This is a genomic window from Pseudomonas sp. SDT291_1_S447, assembly GCF_054070155.1.
In genome coordinates this window covers 1-17,621 of the sequence record NZ_JBSVXS010000111.1, presented here as the reverse complement: position 1 = coordinate 17,621, position 17,621 = coordinate 1, and the positions used below count along the sequence as shown (strand labels likewise).

General features: G+C 60.4%; 12 protein-coding genes. 3 read left to right on the top strand and 9 right to left on the bottom strand.

From position 1 onward, the window contains the following. Nucleotides 1–741 precede the first annotated feature (741 nt). From ACW9IR_RS23960 to ACW9IR_RS23920, 9 genes are all read right to left on the bottom strand, one after another. The gene (locus tag ACW9IR_RS23960) at nucleotides 742–4,335 is read right to left on the bottom strand and encodes a glycosyltransferase (protein WP_457465264.1); all 3,594 of its coding nucleotides are present in this window, start codon (nucleotides 4,333–4,335) and stop codon (nucleotides 742–744) included. A gap of 108 nt (nucleotides 4,336–4,443) precedes the next feature. Further along, nucleotides 4,444–6,012, bottom strand: a complete 1,569-nt coding sequence (locus tag ACW9IR_RS23955) for a flagellar hook-associated protein 3 (RefSeq protein ID WP_095122737.1) — start codon at nucleotides 6,010–6,012, stop codon at nucleotides 4,444–4,446. 13 nt (nucleotides 6,013–6,025) lie between these two features. Then, nucleotides 6,026–8,071: a flagellar hook-associated protein FlgK gene (flgK, locus tag ACW9IR_RS23950; RefSeq protein ID WP_102900438.1), complete on the bottom strand. Its 2,046-nt coding sequence runs from the start codon at nucleotides 8,069–8,071 to the stop codon at nucleotides 6,026–6,028. A 24-nt stretch (nucleotides 8,072–8,095) separates the two neighbouring features. Continuing rightward, nucleotides 8,096–9,388, bottom strand: a complete 1,293-nt coding sequence (gene flgJ, locus ACW9IR_RS23945; RefSeq protein ID WP_110719984.1) for a flagellar assembly peptidoglycan hydrolase FlgJ — start codon at nucleotides 9,386–9,388, stop codon at nucleotides 8,096–8,098. 11 nt (nucleotides 9,389–9,399) lie between these two features. Continuing rightward, nucleotides 9,400–10,488 (bottom strand): flagellar basal body P-ring protein FlgI, encoded by a 1,089-nt coding sequence (locus ACW9IR_RS23940; RefSeq protein WP_176091703.1) that lies wholly within the window; start codon nucleotides 10,486–10,488, stop codon nucleotides 9,400–9,402. Between the two features lie 27 nt (nucleotides 10,489–10,515). Continuing rightward, nucleotides 10,516–11,211: a flagellar basal body L-ring protein FlgH gene (gene flgH, locus ACW9IR_RS23935; RefSeq protein WP_038363773.1), complete on the bottom strand. Its 696-nt coding sequence runs from the start codon at nucleotides 11,209–11,211 to the stop codon at nucleotides 10,516–10,518. Between the two features lie 52 nt (nucleotides 11,212–11,263). Beyond that, nucleotides 11,264–12,049 (bottom strand): flagellar basal-body rod protein FlgG, encoded by a 786-nt coding sequence (flgG, locus tag ACW9IR_RS23930; RefSeq protein WP_007920118.1) that lies wholly within the window; start codon nucleotides 12,047–12,049, stop codon nucleotides 11,264–11,266. A 45-nt stretch (nucleotides 12,050–12,094) separates the two neighbouring features. Next, nucleotides 12,095–12,835: a flagellar basal body rod protein FlgF gene (locus ACW9IR_RS23925; protein ID WP_038363771.1), complete on the bottom strand. Its 741-nt coding sequence runs from the start codon at nucleotides 12,833–12,835 to the stop codon at nucleotides 12,095–12,097. Between the two features lie 302 nt (nucleotides 12,836–13,137). Next, nucleotides 13,138–14,703, bottom strand: coding sequence for a sigma-54-dependent phenylalanine hydroxylase transcriptional regulator PhhR (locus tag ACW9IR_RS23920; protein ID WP_034153260.1), 1,566 nt, complete (start codon nucleotides 14,701–14,703; stop codon nucleotides 13,138–13,140). Nucleotides 14,704–15,095: 392 nt separating this feature from the next. Between ACW9IR_RS23920 and phhA the strand changes: the two genes are divergently transcribed. The 3 genes from phhA to ACW9IR_RS23905 all read left to right on the top strand — a co-directional run bounded on the left by phhA (nucleotide 15,096) and on the right by ACW9IR_RS23905 (nucleotide 17,554). After that, a complete protein-coding gene (phhA, locus tag ACW9IR_RS23915) occupies nucleotides 15,096–15,887 on the top strand; it encodes a phenylalanine 4-monooxygenase (RefSeq protein WP_007920123.1) in 792 nt (263 codons plus the stop codon). A 117-nt stretch (nucleotides 15,888–16,004) separates the two neighbouring features. Beyond that, nucleotides 16,005–16,361, top strand: a complete 357-nt coding sequence (locus ACW9IR_RS23910; RefSeq protein WP_003222798.1) for a 4a-hydroxytetrahydrobiopterin dehydratase — start codon at nucleotides 16,005–16,007, stop codon at nucleotides 16,359–16,361. After that, the gene (locus tag ACW9IR_RS23905; RefSeq protein WP_457465263.1) at nucleotides 16,361–17,554 is read left to right on the top strand and encodes an amino acid aminotransferase; all 1,194 of its coding nucleotides are present in this window, start codon (nucleotides 16,361–16,363) and stop codon (nucleotides 17,552–17,554) included. The genes ACW9IR_RS23910 and ACW9IR_RS23905 overlap by 1 nt, the downstream gene beginning before the upstream one ends. Nucleotides 17,555–17,621: the final 67 nt, after the last annotated feature.

Below are 17,621 nucleotides of genomic sequence, written 5' to 3'. Positions count from 1 at the left end.
CGAGTAGTTTGCGAGAAGTACGCCGACGTGAAATATCGAGTCGAACTCAGATTCTGAAACAGATCAAAAGCCCCTCACCCTAGCCCTCTCCCAAAGGGAGAGGGGACTGATCGAGTAGTTTGCGAGAAGTACGCCGACGTGAAATATCGAGTCGAACTCAGATTCTCAAACAGATCAAAAGCCCCTCACCCTAGCCCTCTCCCGGAGGGAGAGGGGACTGAACGAGGTGTCTGGGCGAGCTACGCCGACGTGCGATACCGAGTCGAACTCAAGCTTTGAAAAGCCCACAAATCGGCTCCCTCTCCCTCGGGAGAGGGCTGGGGTGAGGGGCGAATCCACCACAAATCCAAAGCCGACCAAGCTGTGCCCCTCACCACTCAACAGGATGAGCGTTAGCTCGGCTGCGGCTTTTGATCTGTAAGGCGACGTCGGAAGGCTGAGTGGAGGGATTGATCCGGGCGTGGGAGCGCAGCGACCGTTTGGCGCAGCCAAACACAGCGAGAGGAGGTGCAGCGAAGCAAACCGTAGGCGCTGCGCCAGGATCGATCCCGGAGCGAAGGGACCCCGAGCCCCAGCGAGCGGGCCGCACGCAGGAGCAAGCCTTTTTGGTTACTTTTTCGGCGCCTGGAAAAAGTGACCCGCCGTAAGGGCGGAACCCTGATCAGCAACACCCGCAGCAACGGATATACCCCAAAAACCCCAAGAGCATGGTCGGCCCAAAGGCCGCCAAGCCCCGCTCGATCAATCCGCCAGCCAGCCGTATTCCCAGTAGCGCAGGTTATCGCCGCGCAACACGTAATCGCGCAGCACCACCTCACGCAATTCATCCCCCATGCGATAACTGGCATCCGGATCCGCCAGGTGCATGCGGATCGCTTGCAGCCATTCATCCGTACTGTTGGTCTTGATCCGCGTGCACGGCAAATAACCGCGATAGGCCTCGGTATCCGTGCAGATCACCGGGTAACCGCAGGCGCCGTATTCCAGCAGCCGCAAGTTGCTCTTGCAGTCGTTGAAGATATGGAACTCCAACGGTGCCAACGCGAGATCGAGGTTGAGGCTGGCCAGTTTCGCCGGGTACACGTCCAGGCCGATGACGCCATGGAACTCATGCATGTAGGGACGCAGGTCATCCGGGCACATGCCGAAAAACACCCAGTCGACTTCATTGGCCAACTCGCGCACGACATCGGCGATGACCGCGAGGTCGCCGTGGTGACTGGTGCCGCCGCCCCAGCCGACCCGGGGTTTCTTCGAGGTCCGACGCAGGCTGCGCAGGTGGCCCCACAAGTCCTTGGCCAACATGTTAGGGACGACACGAATGTCGTGGTGCATGTCCGACAGCACGTTGGCCAGCGGCGCGGTGGATACGACCGCGCGATCACACAGGCCGATCGCGCGGCGCACCATGCGCTCCATGTCCTGCTTGCTCGGCATGTTGCGAATGTGTGCATTGCGGTGGGGAACGTCGATGACATAGTCGTCGAGTTCGAAGATCCGTCGAGCGTTGAAGTACTTTTTCAGCGGAGGAATTTCATCGATGGCGTGCTCCGAGTAGCGTCCTTGCAGAACAATCACGTCGGGCGACTGACGCTCGATGTCGATGATCGACGGCAAGCCGTAGCAAATGCGCCCTTCTGCCCGATTGGCCGCTTCCAGCTCGATCATCGGCTGGCTCATGCGGTAATGGCCGATGGCGGAAGCGTTGATCGGCACCACCAGCAGATTGGGTAACTGTGCCTTGGAGAATGCACTCCACCCGGTGCGCAGGCCCGGCTCCAGACTGAAGTTGGTGGCGCCCACGCCCTGCAACGTCAGGTTGACGTTGTAGGCCGGGTCACGCGCAACCAGCGGCAGCCAGCGCTGGTAAAAGGTGTCCCTCTCCTCGATGTGCTGCGCTTCTTCCTCCGGTGTCGCCATCGCACTTGGCCGTGCACCCACGGCCAGGATGGCATGGGGGTTCAACACCACCAGATAACCGTCGCGGCCAACCCGCAGACACAGGTCCACGACATTGAGCGTTTGCTTGAGGTCCTGCTCGTCCAGCCCGCCGGCAGCTTCGAACACCGACTTGCGAATCATCAGGCAATCGCCGCCGACGGCACTCAGGTCATGCACCGCCTGCAGGCGATGCATGTACCCTTCCGACTGCACCGGTTGGCCATAGAACGGCAACCCGACCGGCCCGTTCAAGCCAAGAATCAGACCCGCGTGCAGCACGCCACCGTCCGGATTGAACAGCTTGGCGCCGACCACCCCGACCTCCGGACGCTGCGCATGATTGAGCAGTTCGTCGAGCCAATCGCTCTGGGTGATCACCGCAAAGGCATTGAGCATCAACACATACTCACCGCGCGCCTGGCTGACGGCAAAGTTGTGCACCGCTGCCGCGTTACCCTTTTGCGGGTAGCTGAGCACGCGAATCCGCTCGCTGCCCATTTGTGCCATACCGTCCAGCCACGCCAGCGCTTCGGCGCTTTTGCAGCCGTTGTCGACCAAGAGCAATTCGTACTCGGTGTAGGCGGTCTTCTCCAGCAGTGTCTCGACGCAGCGCTGCAACGCGGCAGTCTGGTCCTGCGTGACAATGACCACCGACACCAGTGGGCGCCGGGCATGGTGATAGTCGACGCGATTGAGCAGCCCGCTGTTACCGTCGCGGATTTCATGAGCGATGCCCAGACGTTGCAGATGCGCTGCGAGAATGCGCGGGCTTTGCTGCGCAACACCAGGATCAGTGAGCCATTGCGAGAGATCGAATTTCGACTCCAGCAACACCTCAGCAATGTGCCCGACCACTTGCAGGCCATCGCTTTCAACCATACGCCAAAGCACATCGTGGGGCGCGAGTTCGGCGAACGTCGAGGTAAAACCGCCAAGGGCCAGAAACCGTTCGCGCTGGAACGCCAAGGCACGCCCGACGTAGGGATAACTGCGCATGAGATCAAGGTTGAAATCAGGTTTGAACGCAGGCTCTGCCGACTCACCATCGCGCAGGCTGCCTTCGTCGCTGTACAGGCACGTCAACGCACTTGCGTGCGCAATGCGATCGGCCATCACCAACAACGCTGGCGCCACCGGGCAGTCACCTGGCTGCAGCAGATAAAACCAGTCGGCGCCTTCCAGTTGCGGCAGCAGAGCGTTGATCTGCTCCAGGCCGTCACCCTGCAACGGCATGTGGAACACCCGACCATCCAGCTTCGCTTCGCTGCAAGCTGTGGACAGCACCAGAACCAGCTCTGGCGGATAATCCTGAGCGGCGAGCGCATCAAGCGTACGTTCCAGACCATCGCGGCTGCCTTGGCCATCAATGATGATCGGCACGATGCGCGGCTGATGCGGCCAGCCTGCGAGGGTTTCCGGCAGCCATTGGCGCTGCGCCTCGGTCAACACCCGAACCGCCAGCCATTGTGCATAGAGTTCGCCGAAACTGAAGCTGTCGACACCGACCCCCAGCTCTTGACGGCTCTGCTTGGTGCCGAGGGTACGGCTCAGCGGCAGCTCTTCCCAGACCCGAGGCGACTCATCGGCCTTGGTCAACGGCACATAACGAACCCAGCCCGGCGCCGGTGCCGACTCGCCGCTGCGGACCTTGAGCATTTGCGAGATCCACTCGCGCTCGATCTCCGCCGCGTCTTTCATCGGTTGCTGCGCGCTCAGACGCTCGGGATAGAGACGTTCGGCACTCAGCACGTTGTTGGAGACCAACAGGTTGCCGCGCCGCAGCAAACAGACGTACAAGGCAAAATCCAGCGTCGCGACGAAGCAGGCTCCGTCCTCGGTCAGGGCCGGCAGCAGTTCGGCGACGTCGGCGCGCCGGAACATTGCGCTGCTGAAACCGCCGAGCACGTTGACTGGAAATTTTTCGAAGATGCTTAGTACATCGTCGCCTTTGAGCAAGCCACTGGCTGGCGACAACGAGCTGTTTTCCAGACGCGCGGGCAGGATGATGTCGTTGGCATCCCACAACAACCTTTGCGCGACTACCAGACTGACTTCTTCGCGCCGCAGCTCGTGGGCTTGCTGTTCGATACAGGCCGAATACAGCAGGTCATCGTCACACAGGAATTTGATGAACTCACCCCGGGCTTGCTCAAGGCAGGCCTTCAGGTTGCCGACCAGCCCCAGCGTTCGCGGGTTGCGCACGTAACGCACTGCGAACCCGGTCTGCTCTGTCACCTGTGTAACGATGTCTTCGATCTCGTGGCCACGATTGTCATCGCACACGATGATTTCAAGATTGGCGTAATTCTGGCTGACGGCGCTGTTCAGCGTCCGCTCGAAAAAGCGCGGATTGAAGGCGGGAATGACGAGGCTGACAAGAGGAAGTGAATTCACGGCGGGCTCACAGGCGGTACGAGCCCGCTCGAAAAAGCGAGCCCTTGAAACCGCTAAAAAACATAACTGAGGGGCAGGCCAAACGGGCGCTTACACGCCCGCTGACGGTCAGATCTTGTTGAACAGACCTAACTGGCTGATCTTGCTGAACGCCAGTTGCGAAGCTTGCAACATGGTTTGCTGCAAGGTCAGACGAGTCATCACTTCGGCCGGATCCGAATCACGGATCGAACCTTGGGTAGTGGTGTTCGCGGTGCTCAGACTGTCATTGGTGATGGCTTGCATATCCAGAGCCTGACCACGGGCACCGATCTCGGTGACCGCGTTGCCGATTTGATTGTTGGCCGCATCGATGTTGCCGATACCCGCCTCCATCGCGCCCTGGAATTTCTGCTTGGCCACCGGATCACCATCGATCGGAGTGTTCAACGCCGTGATCATCTGGCCCAGGGTGTCGAGCACGTTCTGGGTCTGGTGGTCGTTCGGCTGGATCGAAAACTGATCACCGGCAGCCGGGGCAGCGCCGAGTGCGAACGTGACGCCCGCCGCGGTAGCGTTGTTACCGACGATAGTGCCCGAAGACACGGGTTTGCTGTCGGCAGTGACCGGCGCTGCGTACAGATCGAACGCGGTGGCGCTGGTGAACTTGAGGACGGCGCCGCCCTGCGGGAATGCCGCAGTGTAGGCAGCCTGATCAGTGATGCTGGAACCGGTGATCACCGCGCTCGACGGGTTGCCCGGGCTGCGCGTGGTGGTGAACGAGTCGGGTGCGGTCGACAACTGGAAGCTGTGGCCGGCAATCACCGCGTCCGGGTTGGTGTCGCCGGTCTTCAAGTTGATATTCAACTTCATGTCGACGCCACGGAAGCTGACCGTCTGGTTGGCACCGCTGCTGTTGCTGACCAGACCGTTCTGGCTCGCTTCAGCGGTCACGTCGTTGCCCAGGGCATCAGTGATTTTCAGTTGGGTGCTGCTGAGGAAGCTGACGGTGTACGGCTGGCCGGCAGTGAATTTGGAATCATAGGTGGCAGCAGTGCCGACCGTACCGTTGGACAGCACAACGCGGCCGTCATCCACGGCTGGCGCCGTCATGGTGACGTTGGTGCGCGCGGTATTGATGGTCTGCTGGAAAGCGGCCCAACCGGTGGTGTTGGTGCCAACCGTCATGCCGTCGCCAATGCCCAGATTGATCGTGGTCTGGTCACCGTTGTAGGTGTAGGTGCCGTCGGCATTCTGCGAGTACGGCGCGGTATCGGTTTTCGAACCGGAGAACAGGTAATTGCCGCTGGCATCCTTGGAGTTCATCAGGCCCAGCACTTGTTGCTGGATCTGGCCGAGCTCCGACGCGTAAGCCTGGCGGTCCTTGTCGGTGGCCGTGCCGTTGTTGGCCGCCAGGGCAAGCTCCTTGGCGCGTGCCAGTGCGGTAGTGATGGAGTCCAGCGTGGACTCCTGCACGGTCAACGCACTTTTGGTGGTATCAACGTTGGTCTTGTACTGATCCAGCATCGCCGCCTGCTGACCCAGTTGCAGCAAACGACCGGCACCGACCGGATCATCCGCGGCAGTGTTGATGCGCGTCAGGCTGCTCGCCTCGCTGGCGCTGGCAACAGCCTTGTTGAAGTTACGCTGATAGTCCGACGCTTGCGTGCCGTAATACTGGGCGGTGGAAATGCGCATGAATTACGACTCCTTAAAGGCTGTTGATCAGCGTGGCGAAAGTTTCCTGCGCAGCTTTGATGATCTGCGAAGACGCTGTGTAGTACTGCTGGTATTTGACCAGGTTGCCGGTTTCTTCATCCAGGTTGACCCCGGACAGCGAATCGCGGGCGCCTTTGGCATTGTCCAGAATCGCTGTGGTCGCGGTGCTGTCGGACTTGCCTTGAGCGGTCTTGGTGCCGACGTTGGTCACCAGCTTGTTGTAGCCGTCAGTCAGGCTGATGCCCTTGCTGGCCGAACCGGTGTCGATGGTCTGCTTGGTTTGCAGGGCGACCAGCGATTGCGCGTTGCGGTTGTCCGAAGACGCCGCACCGGTCAGATTCATGGTGAAGGACTCGCCCGACTTCGGCGTGCCGCCGACGGTGGTCTGCACGGTGAAGGTTTTCTGCACGTTCGGCGTGACGCTGGTGTCCAGCACCGGGTTGCCGCTGGCATCGACGATGCCGACTTTCAGATCCAGCGTGTTCGTTTGACCGGGAACGATAGTGCCGCTGCTGATGAGGCCGCCCTTGGCATCCACAAATTTGTAAGACTGGCTGCCGCCCGTGACGTCACCAAACACCAGTTTGACCGGCGTCGAATTCTTCAGTGCCGCCTGCATGTCAGCCTGGGCAGTCGGGTTGTAGATATCGATCTTGTCGCTGAGCGTCGGCTGCGTGTAAGTCCCCAGGCCGGCAGCGCTGGCCACACCGGTCAACGGACCGGCCGCAGCGACTTTCTTCGGATCGGTGAGCACCGTCTGGATGCTCGCGGCGGCATTGCGGGTCGGCGTCACTTTGAAGCTGTCACCGGCGCTCAACGCCCCACCTTTGAGCGCGAGGGTGAAACCGTCGATCACTGGCGGTGGATTGGTGGTGGTGCTGAAGGTGCCCAGATCGGTGCCGTCGGAACGCTTGACCGAGTAGTCGGTGGCGCTGGTGAACGTCACCTGATAATCGCTGGTGGTCAGCTTGCCGGTGTCCTTGATGGTGACGTCGAGGTTGCCCGAGCCTGCGCTGTTGCCATCCTTCGCGATGCTGCGCTGGCTGATCAGCGCGGCACTGTTGATGTTGTTGAAAATCGCAGCGCCGAAGTCACCGTTCTTGTCGATGCCCTGGGCTTGCTGGCTGTTGATCTGATCGGCGATCACCAGCGCCACTCGGCCCAGTTCGTTGAGCGACGGATCGAGAACTTCTTTGCGATAGGTCAGCAGACCACCGATTTCGCCACCGCTGATCACCGAGGTGATGTCGATGGTGCTCGAACCGCGATCCATCTGGATGCCCATGCGCGATGGGTCATCCTTGAGCGGCACAGTGCTCAGGGAATTGGCGGAGTTGCCAATGACCAGTGGCTGGCCGCTGCCGACGTAGATGTCGAAGCTGGTGCCACGCTCGACGACCTGCGCGCCGGTCAGCTCGGACAACTGGCGCACGGCTTCGTTACGGCTGTCGAGCAGATCGTTCGGCGCCCCACCACTGGTGGAGATCTCGCCGATCTTCTGGTTCAGGTTGGCAATCGAGGTGGCCAGTTTGTTCACCTGGGCTGCCATGTCGCCAAGGCTGCCATTGATGGTGGTGTTCTGGTCGTTGAGCTGTTTGGCGATCGAGTTGAAACGGCTGGTCAGCGCCTGCGCACCGGTCAGCACCGATTGACGCGAGGTGTCATCGGTCGCAGACGTCGAAACGCCCTGCATCGAGGTGAAGAATTTTTGCAGTACACCGGTGAGGCCGGTGTTGGTGTCGGACAGCATGGAGTCCAGCGGCGTGGCCTGAGCCAGGTACGAGGCCGCTTCGCTGTTGAGCGAGGTCGCCGTGTGCAGTTGGGATTCCAGGTAGGAGTTGTACACCCGACGCACGTCAGCCAGGGTTGTACCCGTGCCGATGAAAACGCTGCCGTACTGTTGCGAGGATTTGGTGCCCTGCACGGTTTGCTGACGTGAATAACCGGCGGTGTCGACGTTGGCAATGTTGTTGCCTGTCGTAGCCAAAGAGGACTGGCTGGCCGACAGTCCCGACATCCCGATATTGAGCAAACTCATGGTTCAGACCTTATACCTTGTGCCTTATAAAGGCGTGGTGGATACACCCGCCGCAGCGTAGTTTTGGAAACTGTTCATCTGCTTGGCAATCTGCGAAATCTTGCTTGCGTAGTTCGGGTCGGTGGCGTAACCGGCCTTTTGCAACTCGCGTACAAACTGTTCTGGGTTATCGGCAGACTTCACGACATCTTGATAGCGATTATTGGACTGCAGCAAAGTCACCAGATCGTGGAAGCTGTCCTTGTACGAGGCATAGGAACGGAACTCGGCCGTCTCCTTGACCATCTCGCCATTGCGGAACTCGCTGGTGATCGCCCGGGCCGAATCGCCCTTCCAGTTGCTGCTCGCCTTGATGCCGAAAAGGTTGTGGCTGCTACTGCCATCCTGGGCGCGCATGACCGACTTGCCCCAACCGGTTTCCAACGCAGCCTGCGCCACCAGATAACGCGGATCGACGCCGATGCGGTCGGCAGCTTCCTTGGCCATCGGCAGCATGGTGTTGACGAACTCGTCGGCGGAACTGAAGGCTTTCTTCGCCGGCGCGAGCGGAATCTGCGCCATGGCGCGACCGTAGACCTGCATCTGGCCGCCAGAGGCTTTTTCGCCCTCGGCGCGCGCCAGCCAGTCGCCGTTGTACAGCGGCCCGGCACCGGTCGTGGCTGCGGTCGTGGCGCGCTGCGGCAATTGCGTTGCGACTGCCGGTGTGGCCGACGGCACTAGCCCGGCGAGCAAACGATCAGCCAGTTTCGGCGGCAAGGCCAGACGACGCTGGTTGATCATTTCCATGTCATTGCGATGAGCGAGTTGCGTGTTCGGCGCATTCACCGAGCGCGACGCCCACAACGGGCGCTCGCCATTGAGACGCGACAACGGGCCGTTGGTGGCAACGGTGCCAGCGGCAACAGGTGTGACCACGGCCGCGGCTTTTGCCTTGGCCTCTTCCTGCTTGGCGGCGGACGCAGCAGCGGCTTCGCCCGGCGCCAGCGGTTTGTTCTTCGACATCTGTCGCATCAGCACGTCGGCAAGACCAATACCACCGCCTTCGCGGGACATGGAAACGGCCAGTTGCTGGTCGTACATTTCCTGATACTGCTTGGCCGCCGGCGTGTTGAGCGGGTTGTCTTCACCCAAGGCATTGGTCGCCGAGCGCATCGATTTGAGCATTTCGCCGAGGAACAGCGATTCGAATTCCTGCGCCACTTTGCGCAGGTTCGCATCACTGTTCTTGTCGCCGACCTTGAGCTGATTCAGGCGATTGAGGTCCGAGTACGAACCCGAATCGCTGCTGCTGACCAGACCGCTTTTGCGCATATCCATAAGGGTCGGCCTCAGATCACGATCAGGTCGGCTTGCAACGCGCCGGCCTGCTTCAAGGCTTCGAGGATCGCCATCAAGTCACCCGGTGCCGCGCCGACCTGATTCACCGCACGCACGATCTCGTCGAGGGTGGTGCCCGGGCCGAACTTGAACATCGGTTTGGCTTCCTGCTCGGCATTCACCCGCGAGCGCGGCACAACAGCCGTCTGACCGTTGGACAGAGGGCCGGGCTGGCTGACGATCGGGTCTTCGGTGATCGTTACCGTCAGACTGCCGTGGGTCACGGCGGCTGGTGACACTTTCACGTTCTGACCAATGACGATGGTACCGGTACGCGAGTTGATGATGACTTTCGCCACCGCCTGACCCGGGTCGACTTCAAGGTTTTCCAGGATCGACAAGTAGTCGACGCGCTGACTCGGATCGAGCGGCGCAGTGACACGGATCGAACCGCCGTCGATGGCTTGCGCGACGCCAGGGCCGAGCATGTCGTTGATCTTGTCGACGATACGTTTGGCAGTGGTGAAGTCGGAGCGATTGAGGTTCAGCGTCAGGCTGTTGCCCTGGTTGAAACCGCTCGGCACCGAGCGCTCCACCGAGGCACCGCCCGGGATACGACCGGCCGACGGAACGTTGACGGTGATCTTCGAACCGTCACGACCTTCGGCGTCGAAACCACCGACGACAAGGTTGCCCTGAGCGACCGCGTAGACGTTGCCGTCGATACCCTTGAGCGGGGTCAGCAGCAGTGTGCCGCCGCGCAAGCTCTTGGAGTTACCGATCGAGGACACAGTAATGTCGACCTGCTGACCTGGCTTGGCGAACGCCGGCAAATCGGCACTGATCGACACCGCCGCGACGTTTTTCAACTGCACGTTGCCCGATCCCGGCGGCACCTTGATGCCGAACTGCGAGAGCATGTTGTTGAAGGTCTGCAGGGTGAACGGGGTTTGCGTCGTCTGGTCGCCGGTGCCGTTAAGCCCGACCACCAGGCCGTAACCGATCAACTGGTTGGAACGCACGCCGGAAATGCTGGCGATATCTTTCAGCCGCTCGGCGTGGGCACCAAAGGCTGCGGACATCAGCGCCGCAGCCAGCATGAGGCTCTTGAAATTCAACGTAGCCACCTAGAAAGGGAACAGCGGGCTGAGGAAGAAACGGTCGAACCAGCCTGGCTGACTCGTATCGGCAAACGCGCCGGTACCCGAGTAGGTGATGCGTGCATCGGCGACCCGGGTCGACGACACGGTGTTGTCCGTGGCGATGTCATCGGCGCGTACCAGGCCGGCGATGCGCACCAGTTCGTCACCGGTGTTCAGCGTCAGCCACTTCTCGCCCCGCACGGCGATGATGCCGTTGGGCAGCACGTCAGCCACGGTCACGGTGATCGAACCGGTCAGGCTGTTGCTCTGCCCGGACTTGGCGTCGCCCTTGGTCGAGCGGTCGGCGCTATAGCCGGCGTTCAGACTCAGGTCGTTGCCGCCGATCGGGTTGTTCGTGGTCAGGCTGGAGCCGAACAACGAGGTCAGACCGACCTTGTTATCGCTGTTCTTGTCCATCTGCGAGTTGGCGTTCTTGCTCGCCTGTGTGCGCTCATTCAGGGTGATGGTGATGATGTCACCAACCCGGAAAGCCTTGCGGTCGCTGTACAGGTTCTGCTCGAAACCGGCCTGATAGATCGAGCCGTTATTGGCCGCAGCCGGCAACGGTGTGCGCGGCAACACCGGGGCGTAGTAAGGGTCATTGGGCTTGGGCGTCGGGGCGACGCAGCCCGCGAGCGAGACGACCCCACTCAATGCCAGAACAGATACAAAGCGATTCATGACCCTACCTCACGGTGCTGCAGGCGACCTCATGGCCGCCTCATAGACTTGATTACAGATTCTGCGTTACGAACGAGAGCATCTGGTCAGCGGTGGAGATCACCTTGGAGTTCATCTCGTAAGCGCGCTGAGTGGTGATCATGTTGACCATCTCTTCAACAGTGCTGACGTTGGAGGTTTCCAGGGTGTTCTGCAGGGTGGTACCGAAACCGGCCAGACCCGGGGTGCCAACTTGCGGCGCGCCGGAAGCGGCAGTTTCCAGGAACAGGTTGTTGCCCACGGCTTGCAGACCGGCCGGGTTGATGAAGTCAGCGGTTTGCAGGTTGCCGATCACCTGCGACGCGGCGTTGCCAGCGACAGTGATGGACACCGTGCCGTCACGGCCGACGGTGAAGGTCTGGGCATCGTTCGGGATGACAATGGCCGGTTCCAGTGCGAAACCGCTGGCGTTGACGATCTGGCCATTGGAGTCGAGGTGGAAAGTACCGTCACGGGTGTACGACGTGGTGCCGTCCGGCTGCAGAATCTGGAAGAAACCGCGACCGTCGATGGCCATGTCCAGCGGCTGCTCGGTGGTTTGCAGGCTACCGGCGGTGAAGTTTTTCTGGGTGCCGACGATGCGCACACCGGTACCCAGTTGCAGACCCGACGGCAGTTCGCTGTCCTGGGTCGACTGAGCGCCTGGCTGACGCTTGATCTGATACAGCAAGTCCTGGAACTCGGCGCGATCACGTTTGAAACCCGTGGTCGACACGTTTGCCAGGTTGTTGGAAATGGTGGTCAGGTTGGTGTCCTGGGCGGACAGACCGGTTTTGGCAACCCATAGAGCCGGAAGCATTCGATTCTCCTCGTGCGCCTGTTTTTCGGCGCGACGTTCTGATAATTAGCTGATCTGCAAGACCCGAGCCATGGCCTGGTCGTCGTCTTTGGCGGTGTTCATCATCTTGACGTGCAACTCGAACTGCTTGGCCAAGGCCAGCACCGAGGTCATCTCTTCCACGGCATTGACGTTGCTCGACTCAAGGAAACCCGACACCAGTTTGACGTTGGCATCGGCCTGCGCCGGCTGGCCGTCCTTGGTGTAGATCGAGCCGTCGAGGCCCTTGTTCATGTTCTTGATGTCCGGGTTGACCAGTTTGATCCGGTCGACTTCCGCCATGACGCGCGGGCCTTCGCCCATCGCACGAATACTGATGGTGCCGTCTTCACCGACTTCGATCTGCTGCTCTGGCGGTACGGCGATCGGACCGCCGTTGCCGATCACCGGCATGCCGTTGCCGGCGCGCAGAACGCCGAGGGCGTCGACGTTGAGGCTGCCGGTGCGCACGTAGCTTTCGCCGCCGTTAGGGTTCTGCACGGCAATGAAACCGTTGCCGGTCACCGCGACGTCGAGGTCACGACCGGTCTGCACCAGCGAGCCCGGGGTGAAGTCGGTGGCGGGCCGTTCGCTCATGGCAAACGCACGCGCCGGAAAGCTGTCACCGAACACCGGCATCGAACGCGCCTGCTCCAGGTCGCGCTGAAAACCGTTGGTGGAGATGTTCGCCAGGTTGTTGGCATGCGCCTTTTGCGCCAGCGCATTCTGGCTGGCGCCGGTCATTGCCACATAAAGGTACTTGTCCACACTCTTTCCTCTGCATGCCGGACGTTTGCCGCCCACCGCTGTACTGCTGAGCCATAAGCAATTTGCAGACCAACTTTTTTCTGGCGCACAAAGGCCCGGTAAACAAAGGACTTGGGGATGTTGCAGGGGAATTTGAAATGTATCGAAGTCGAAAAACCGGCGGTGTTATGCCGCTTGGCGGCAAAAGATCAAAAGAATGATCGTTCCCACGCTCCGCGTGGGAATGCCTCAATGGACGCTCTGCGTCCGCTTTGGGACGCGGAGCGTCCCGGGCTGCATTCCCACGCAGAGCGTGGGAACGATCACGTGCTGCCCGGCTCTTTGCCGACTTCGTATTCACGCAGCTTATTGGCAATGGTTGTATGCGAAACCCCCAACCGCTTGCCCAACTGCCGGCTGCTCGGATGCTCGGAATACAACCGCTCCAGCACCGCTTTCTCGAAGCGCCCGACAATCTCGTCCAGCCCCCCCTCCAGCGAAAAATCGCCAAGCGGCTGACGCACGCCGTAATCCGGCAGACGAATATGTTCGGCCTTCACCGTGCCGCCGTCGCACAGCGAAACCGCCTGGAACAGCACGTTCTCCAGTTGCCGCACGTTGCCCGGCCAGTGGTAATGACTGAGCCGATCCATCGCCGCTGGCGCCAGTTTCGGCAGCGAACAGCCGATCTGCCGACTGGCTTGGTCGAGAAAATGCTCAACCAGTGGGGTCAAGCCGTCGAGGCATTCACGCAGCGGCGGGATGTGCAAGGAGAGCACGTTCAAGCGGTGATACAGATCCTGGCGAAACTCACCGCGCGCGCACAGCTCCGACAAGTCGACCTGCGTCGCACAGATGACCCGCACATCCAGATAAACCTCTTCATCACTGCCGACCCGGCGAAAGCAACCGTCCTGCAAAAAGCGCAGCAACTTCACTTGAAGACGCGGGCTCATCTCACCGACACCGTCAAGAAACAGCGTGCCGCCCGCCGTCAATTCCAGCAGCCCGAGCTTGCCTTCGGCGCGTGCACCTTCGAACGCGCCCGGGCCGTAACCGAACAACTCGGTCTCGGCCATCGACTCCGGCAAACCTGCGCAGTTGAGCGCCATCAACGGCGACTGCCCGCGCGGACTGGCGAGGTGGCAAGCGCGTGCGAGCAATTCCTTACCGGTGCCGGTTTCGCCTTCAATCAATAGCGGCGCATCCAGCGGGGCCATACGCCGCGCTTCACGCACCACAGCCGCCATCACTTTCGAGCTCTGGAAGATGCTGTCGAAACCACGCAGTTCCTGCTTACGCACGTTATAGATACGCTCGCCAACGCGGTCGGCGCGATGCAAGGTCAGCACCGCGCCGGCCATGGCTTCGCTATCGTCGTGTTCCGATTGCAGCGGCGCGATGTCAGCCAGAAAGATGTCGCCCTTGACCTTGACCCGCATGCCGTTGATTCGCGATTTATTCGCGCGCACCAGTTCCGGCAAGTCGAAATCTTCGGCATAACGCGACAGCGGAATCCCCGGCACTTCATCGACCCGCACGCCGAGCAACTGCGCCGCCGCACGGTTGGCCGCCACGATCGAGCCACCCATGTCGATCGACAGCACCGGAAACTCCAGCGCGCCGAGCAGCGCATTCAACTCCATGTGCCGACGCTCGCTGGGCATCAGCCCTACCCGTTTGACGCCGAACACCCCGGCGATCGCCTCGAACTTTGGACGAAGCGCCTGGAACTGAATGTTGATCAGGTTCGGGCAGTGCAGGTAGATCGCATTGCCATGCTCACCACCGACCTCACCGCGCGCGACGTTGATCCCGTAGGCGACCAACAGGTTGAGGATGTCGCGCAGGATGCCGATGCGGTTCTGGCAGTGGACTTTGATGCGCATATATAAGGCCCGACAAGATTGGGAGTTGAATACCGACCCTGTGGGAGCGAGCTTGCTCGCGAAGGCGTCAGCACATCCAACATTGATGTGTCAGACCCAGCGCTTTCGCGAGCAAGCTCGCTCCCACAGGGTATTGCGGTGCGCCCGAAGCTCATTTTTCTGTCGAGGCACACAGATAGTTGTCAAGATTATGTGACAGCCACCCAGCTTTTCAAACCTGAAAATCACCGAAAATGCGCGATGACGAGCAAAGCGTAACGATAACTTTACGAATTAACGAGAAATTTCCTACGCGCAGGCCATTCAACCTGCTGCACATCAACCCGCTCTCAGGTAATTCTGAGTCCATCGCTGGACATAACAAGAACGAATTCCCCTAGCAGGAGAGCAGTATGAAGCAGACGCAATACGTGGCCCGCGAGCCCGATGCGCAAGGTTTTATCGACTACCCCGCCGAAGAACACGCGGTGTGGAACACGCTGATCACTCGCCAGCTGAAAGTGATTGAAGGGCGTGCCTGCCAGGAGTATCTGGACGGTATCGAAAAACTCGGTCTGCCCCACGACCGCATTCCGCAACTCGGCGAGATCAACAAGGTGCTCGGCGAGACCACCGGTTGGCAGGTCGCCCGAGTTCCGGCACTGATTCCCTTCCAGACCTTTTTCGAACTGCTGGCCAGCAAGCAATTTCCGGTCGCTACATTCATTCGCACCCGCGAAGAGCTGGATTACCTGCAAGAGCCGGATATTTTCCACGAGATCTTTGGTCACTGCCCGCTGCTGACCAACCCGTATTTCGCCGAATTCACCCACACCTACGGCAAGCTCGGTCTGCAAGCGACCAAAGAAGAACGCGTGTACCTGGCGCGCCTGTACTGGATGACCATCGAGTTCGGCCTGGTCGATACCCCGCAAGGCAAACGCATCTACGGTGGCGGCATCCTGTCCTCGCCAAAAGAAACCGTTTACTCGCTGTCGGACGAACCCGAGCATCAGGCCTTCGACCCGCTCGAAGCCATGCGCACGCCGTATCGCATCGACATCCTGCAACCGCTGTACTTTGTCCTGCCGAACCTCAAGCGTCTGTTCGACGTGGCCCATGAAGACATCATGGCCATGGTTCGCCAAGGCATGCAGCTGGGTCTGCACGCACCGAAATTTCCGCCGAAACCGAAAGCCGCGTGAACCGCGACTTTTGTTGACAATTGAGCCTGTCCGTCACCGCCACTTTGGTTTAGCGTGACGGCATTGACGGCTCAAACGCTTTAATAAAAAAAACACACTCGATTTCAGGAATACGCCATGTCCACTTTGAACCAAGCCCACTGCGAAGCCTGCCGCGCCGATGCGCCACAAGTCAGCGACGAAGAACTGCCGATCCTGATCAAGCAGATCCCTGACTGGAACATCGAAGTACGCGACAGCATCATGCAACTGGAGAAGGTCTTCCTGTTCAAGAACTTCAAGCACGCGCTGGCCTTCACCAACGCTGTCGGCGAGATCTCCGAGGCCGAAGGTCACCATCCGGGCCTGCTGACCGAGTGGGGCAAAGTCACCGTTACCTGGTGGAGCCACTCGATCAAAGGCCTGCACCGCAACGACTTCATCATGGCCGCACGCACTGACGAAGTGGCCAAGACTGCAGAAGGACGCAAGTAATGCATTTCGACGCCATCGGCCGGGTACCCGGCGACCCGATCCTCGGTTTGATGGAGGCGTATGCGCAGGACAGCAACCCGCGCAAATTCGACTTGGGCGTTGGCGTCTACAAGGATGCCCAGGGCCTGACGCCGATCCCGGAAGCGGTGAAAATCGCTGAAGCGCGCCTCGTCGAAAGCCAGGACACCAAGATTTACATCGGTGGCCACGGCAACCCGCTGTTCGGCAAAGTCATCAATGAGCTGGTGCTTGGCGCCGACTCGAAGCTGATCGCCGAACAACGTGCCGGCGCCACCCAGACCCCGGGCGGCACCGGTGCCCTGCGTCTGGCGGCCGACTTCATCGCCCAGTGCCTGCCGGGCAAAGGCGTGTGGCTGAGCAACCCGACCTGGCCGATCCATGAAACGATTTTCGCCGCGGCCGGTGTCAAGGTCAGTCACTACCCGTACGTGGGTAGCGACAATCGCCTCGACGTCGAAGCCATGCTCGCCGTGCTCAATGAAGTGCCGAAAGGCGATGTGGTGCTGCTCCACGCGTGCTGCCACAACCCGACCGGTTTCGATTTGAATCATGACGACTGGCAGCGTGTGCTCGACGTGGTGCGCAGCCGCAACCTGCTGCCGCTGATCGACTTTGCCTACCAGGGCTTTGGCGATGGTCTGGAACAGGATGCGTGGTCGACCCGGTTGTTCGCGGCAGAAGTGCCCGAGTTGCTGATCACCAGTTCCTGCTCGAAGAACTTCGGCCTGTACCGCGATCGTACCGGCGCGCTGATCGTCTGCGCGAAAAGCGCCGACAAACTTATCGACATCCGCAGCCAACTGGCCAATATCGCCCGCAACCTGTGGTCGACGCCTCCGGATCACGGTGCGGCGGTGGTCGCGACCATCCTCGCCGATCCAGAGCTGAAAGCGCGTTGGGCCGATGAAGTGGAAGCGATGCGCCTGCGGATTGCGCAACTGCGCAACGGCTTGGTTGAAGCACTGGAACCGCATGGCCTGCGCGAGCGTTTTGCACACATTGGCGTGCAGCGCGGCATGTTCTCTTACACCGGGCTGTCGCCGGAGCAAGTGAAACAATTGCGTGAGCACCACAGCGTGTACATGGTCAGCTCGGGCCGGGCGAACGTCGCCGGTATCGACGCTACGCGCCTCGCCCTGCTGGCCGAAGCCATCGCCAGCGTCTGCAAATAGTCAAAGCACCGCAGTACCCCTGTAGGAGTGAGCCTGCTCGCGATAGCGGTGTATCAGCCAGCATCTT

Coding starts and splice junctions, on each gene's coding strand:
- ACW9IR_RS23940 (WP_176091703.1), bottom strand. CDS start 10,488: ATGCTGGCTGCGGCGCTGATGTCCGCAGCCTTTGGTGCCCACGCCGAG.
- ACW9IR_RS23910 (WP_003222798.1), top strand. CDS start 16,005: ATGTCCACTTTGAACCAAGCCCACTGCGAAGCCTGCCGCGCCGATGCG.
- flgK (WP_102900438.1), bottom strand. CDS start 8,071: ATGAGTTTGCTCAATATCGGGATGTCGGGACTGTCGGCCAGCCAGTCC.
- flgH (WP_038363773.1), bottom strand. CDS start 11,211: ATGAATCGCTTTGTATCTGTTCTGGCATTGAGTGGGGTCGTCTCGCTC.
- phhA (WP_007920123.1), top strand. CDS start 15,096: ATGAAGCAGACGCAATACGTGGCCCGCGAGCCCGATGCGCAAGGTTTT.
- ACW9IR_RS23905 (WP_457465263.1), top strand. CDS start 16,361: ATGCATTTCGACGCCATCGGCCGGGTACCCGGCGACCCGATCCTCGGT.
- ACW9IR_RS23920 (WP_034153260.1), bottom strand. CDS start 14,703: ATGCGCATCAAAGTCCACTGCCAGAACCGCATCGGCATCCTGCGCGAC.
- ACW9IR_RS23955 (WP_095122737.1), bottom strand. CDS start 6,012: ATGCGCATTTCCACCGCCCAGTATTACGGCACGCAAGCGTCGGACTAT.
- flgG (WP_007920118.1), bottom strand. CDS start 12,049: ATGCTTCCGGCTCTATGGGTTGCCAAAACCGGTCTGTCCGCCCAGGAC.
- flgJ (WP_110719984.1), bottom strand. CDS start 9,388: ATGGATATGCGCAAAAGCGGTCTGGTCAGCAGCAGCGATTCGGGTTCG.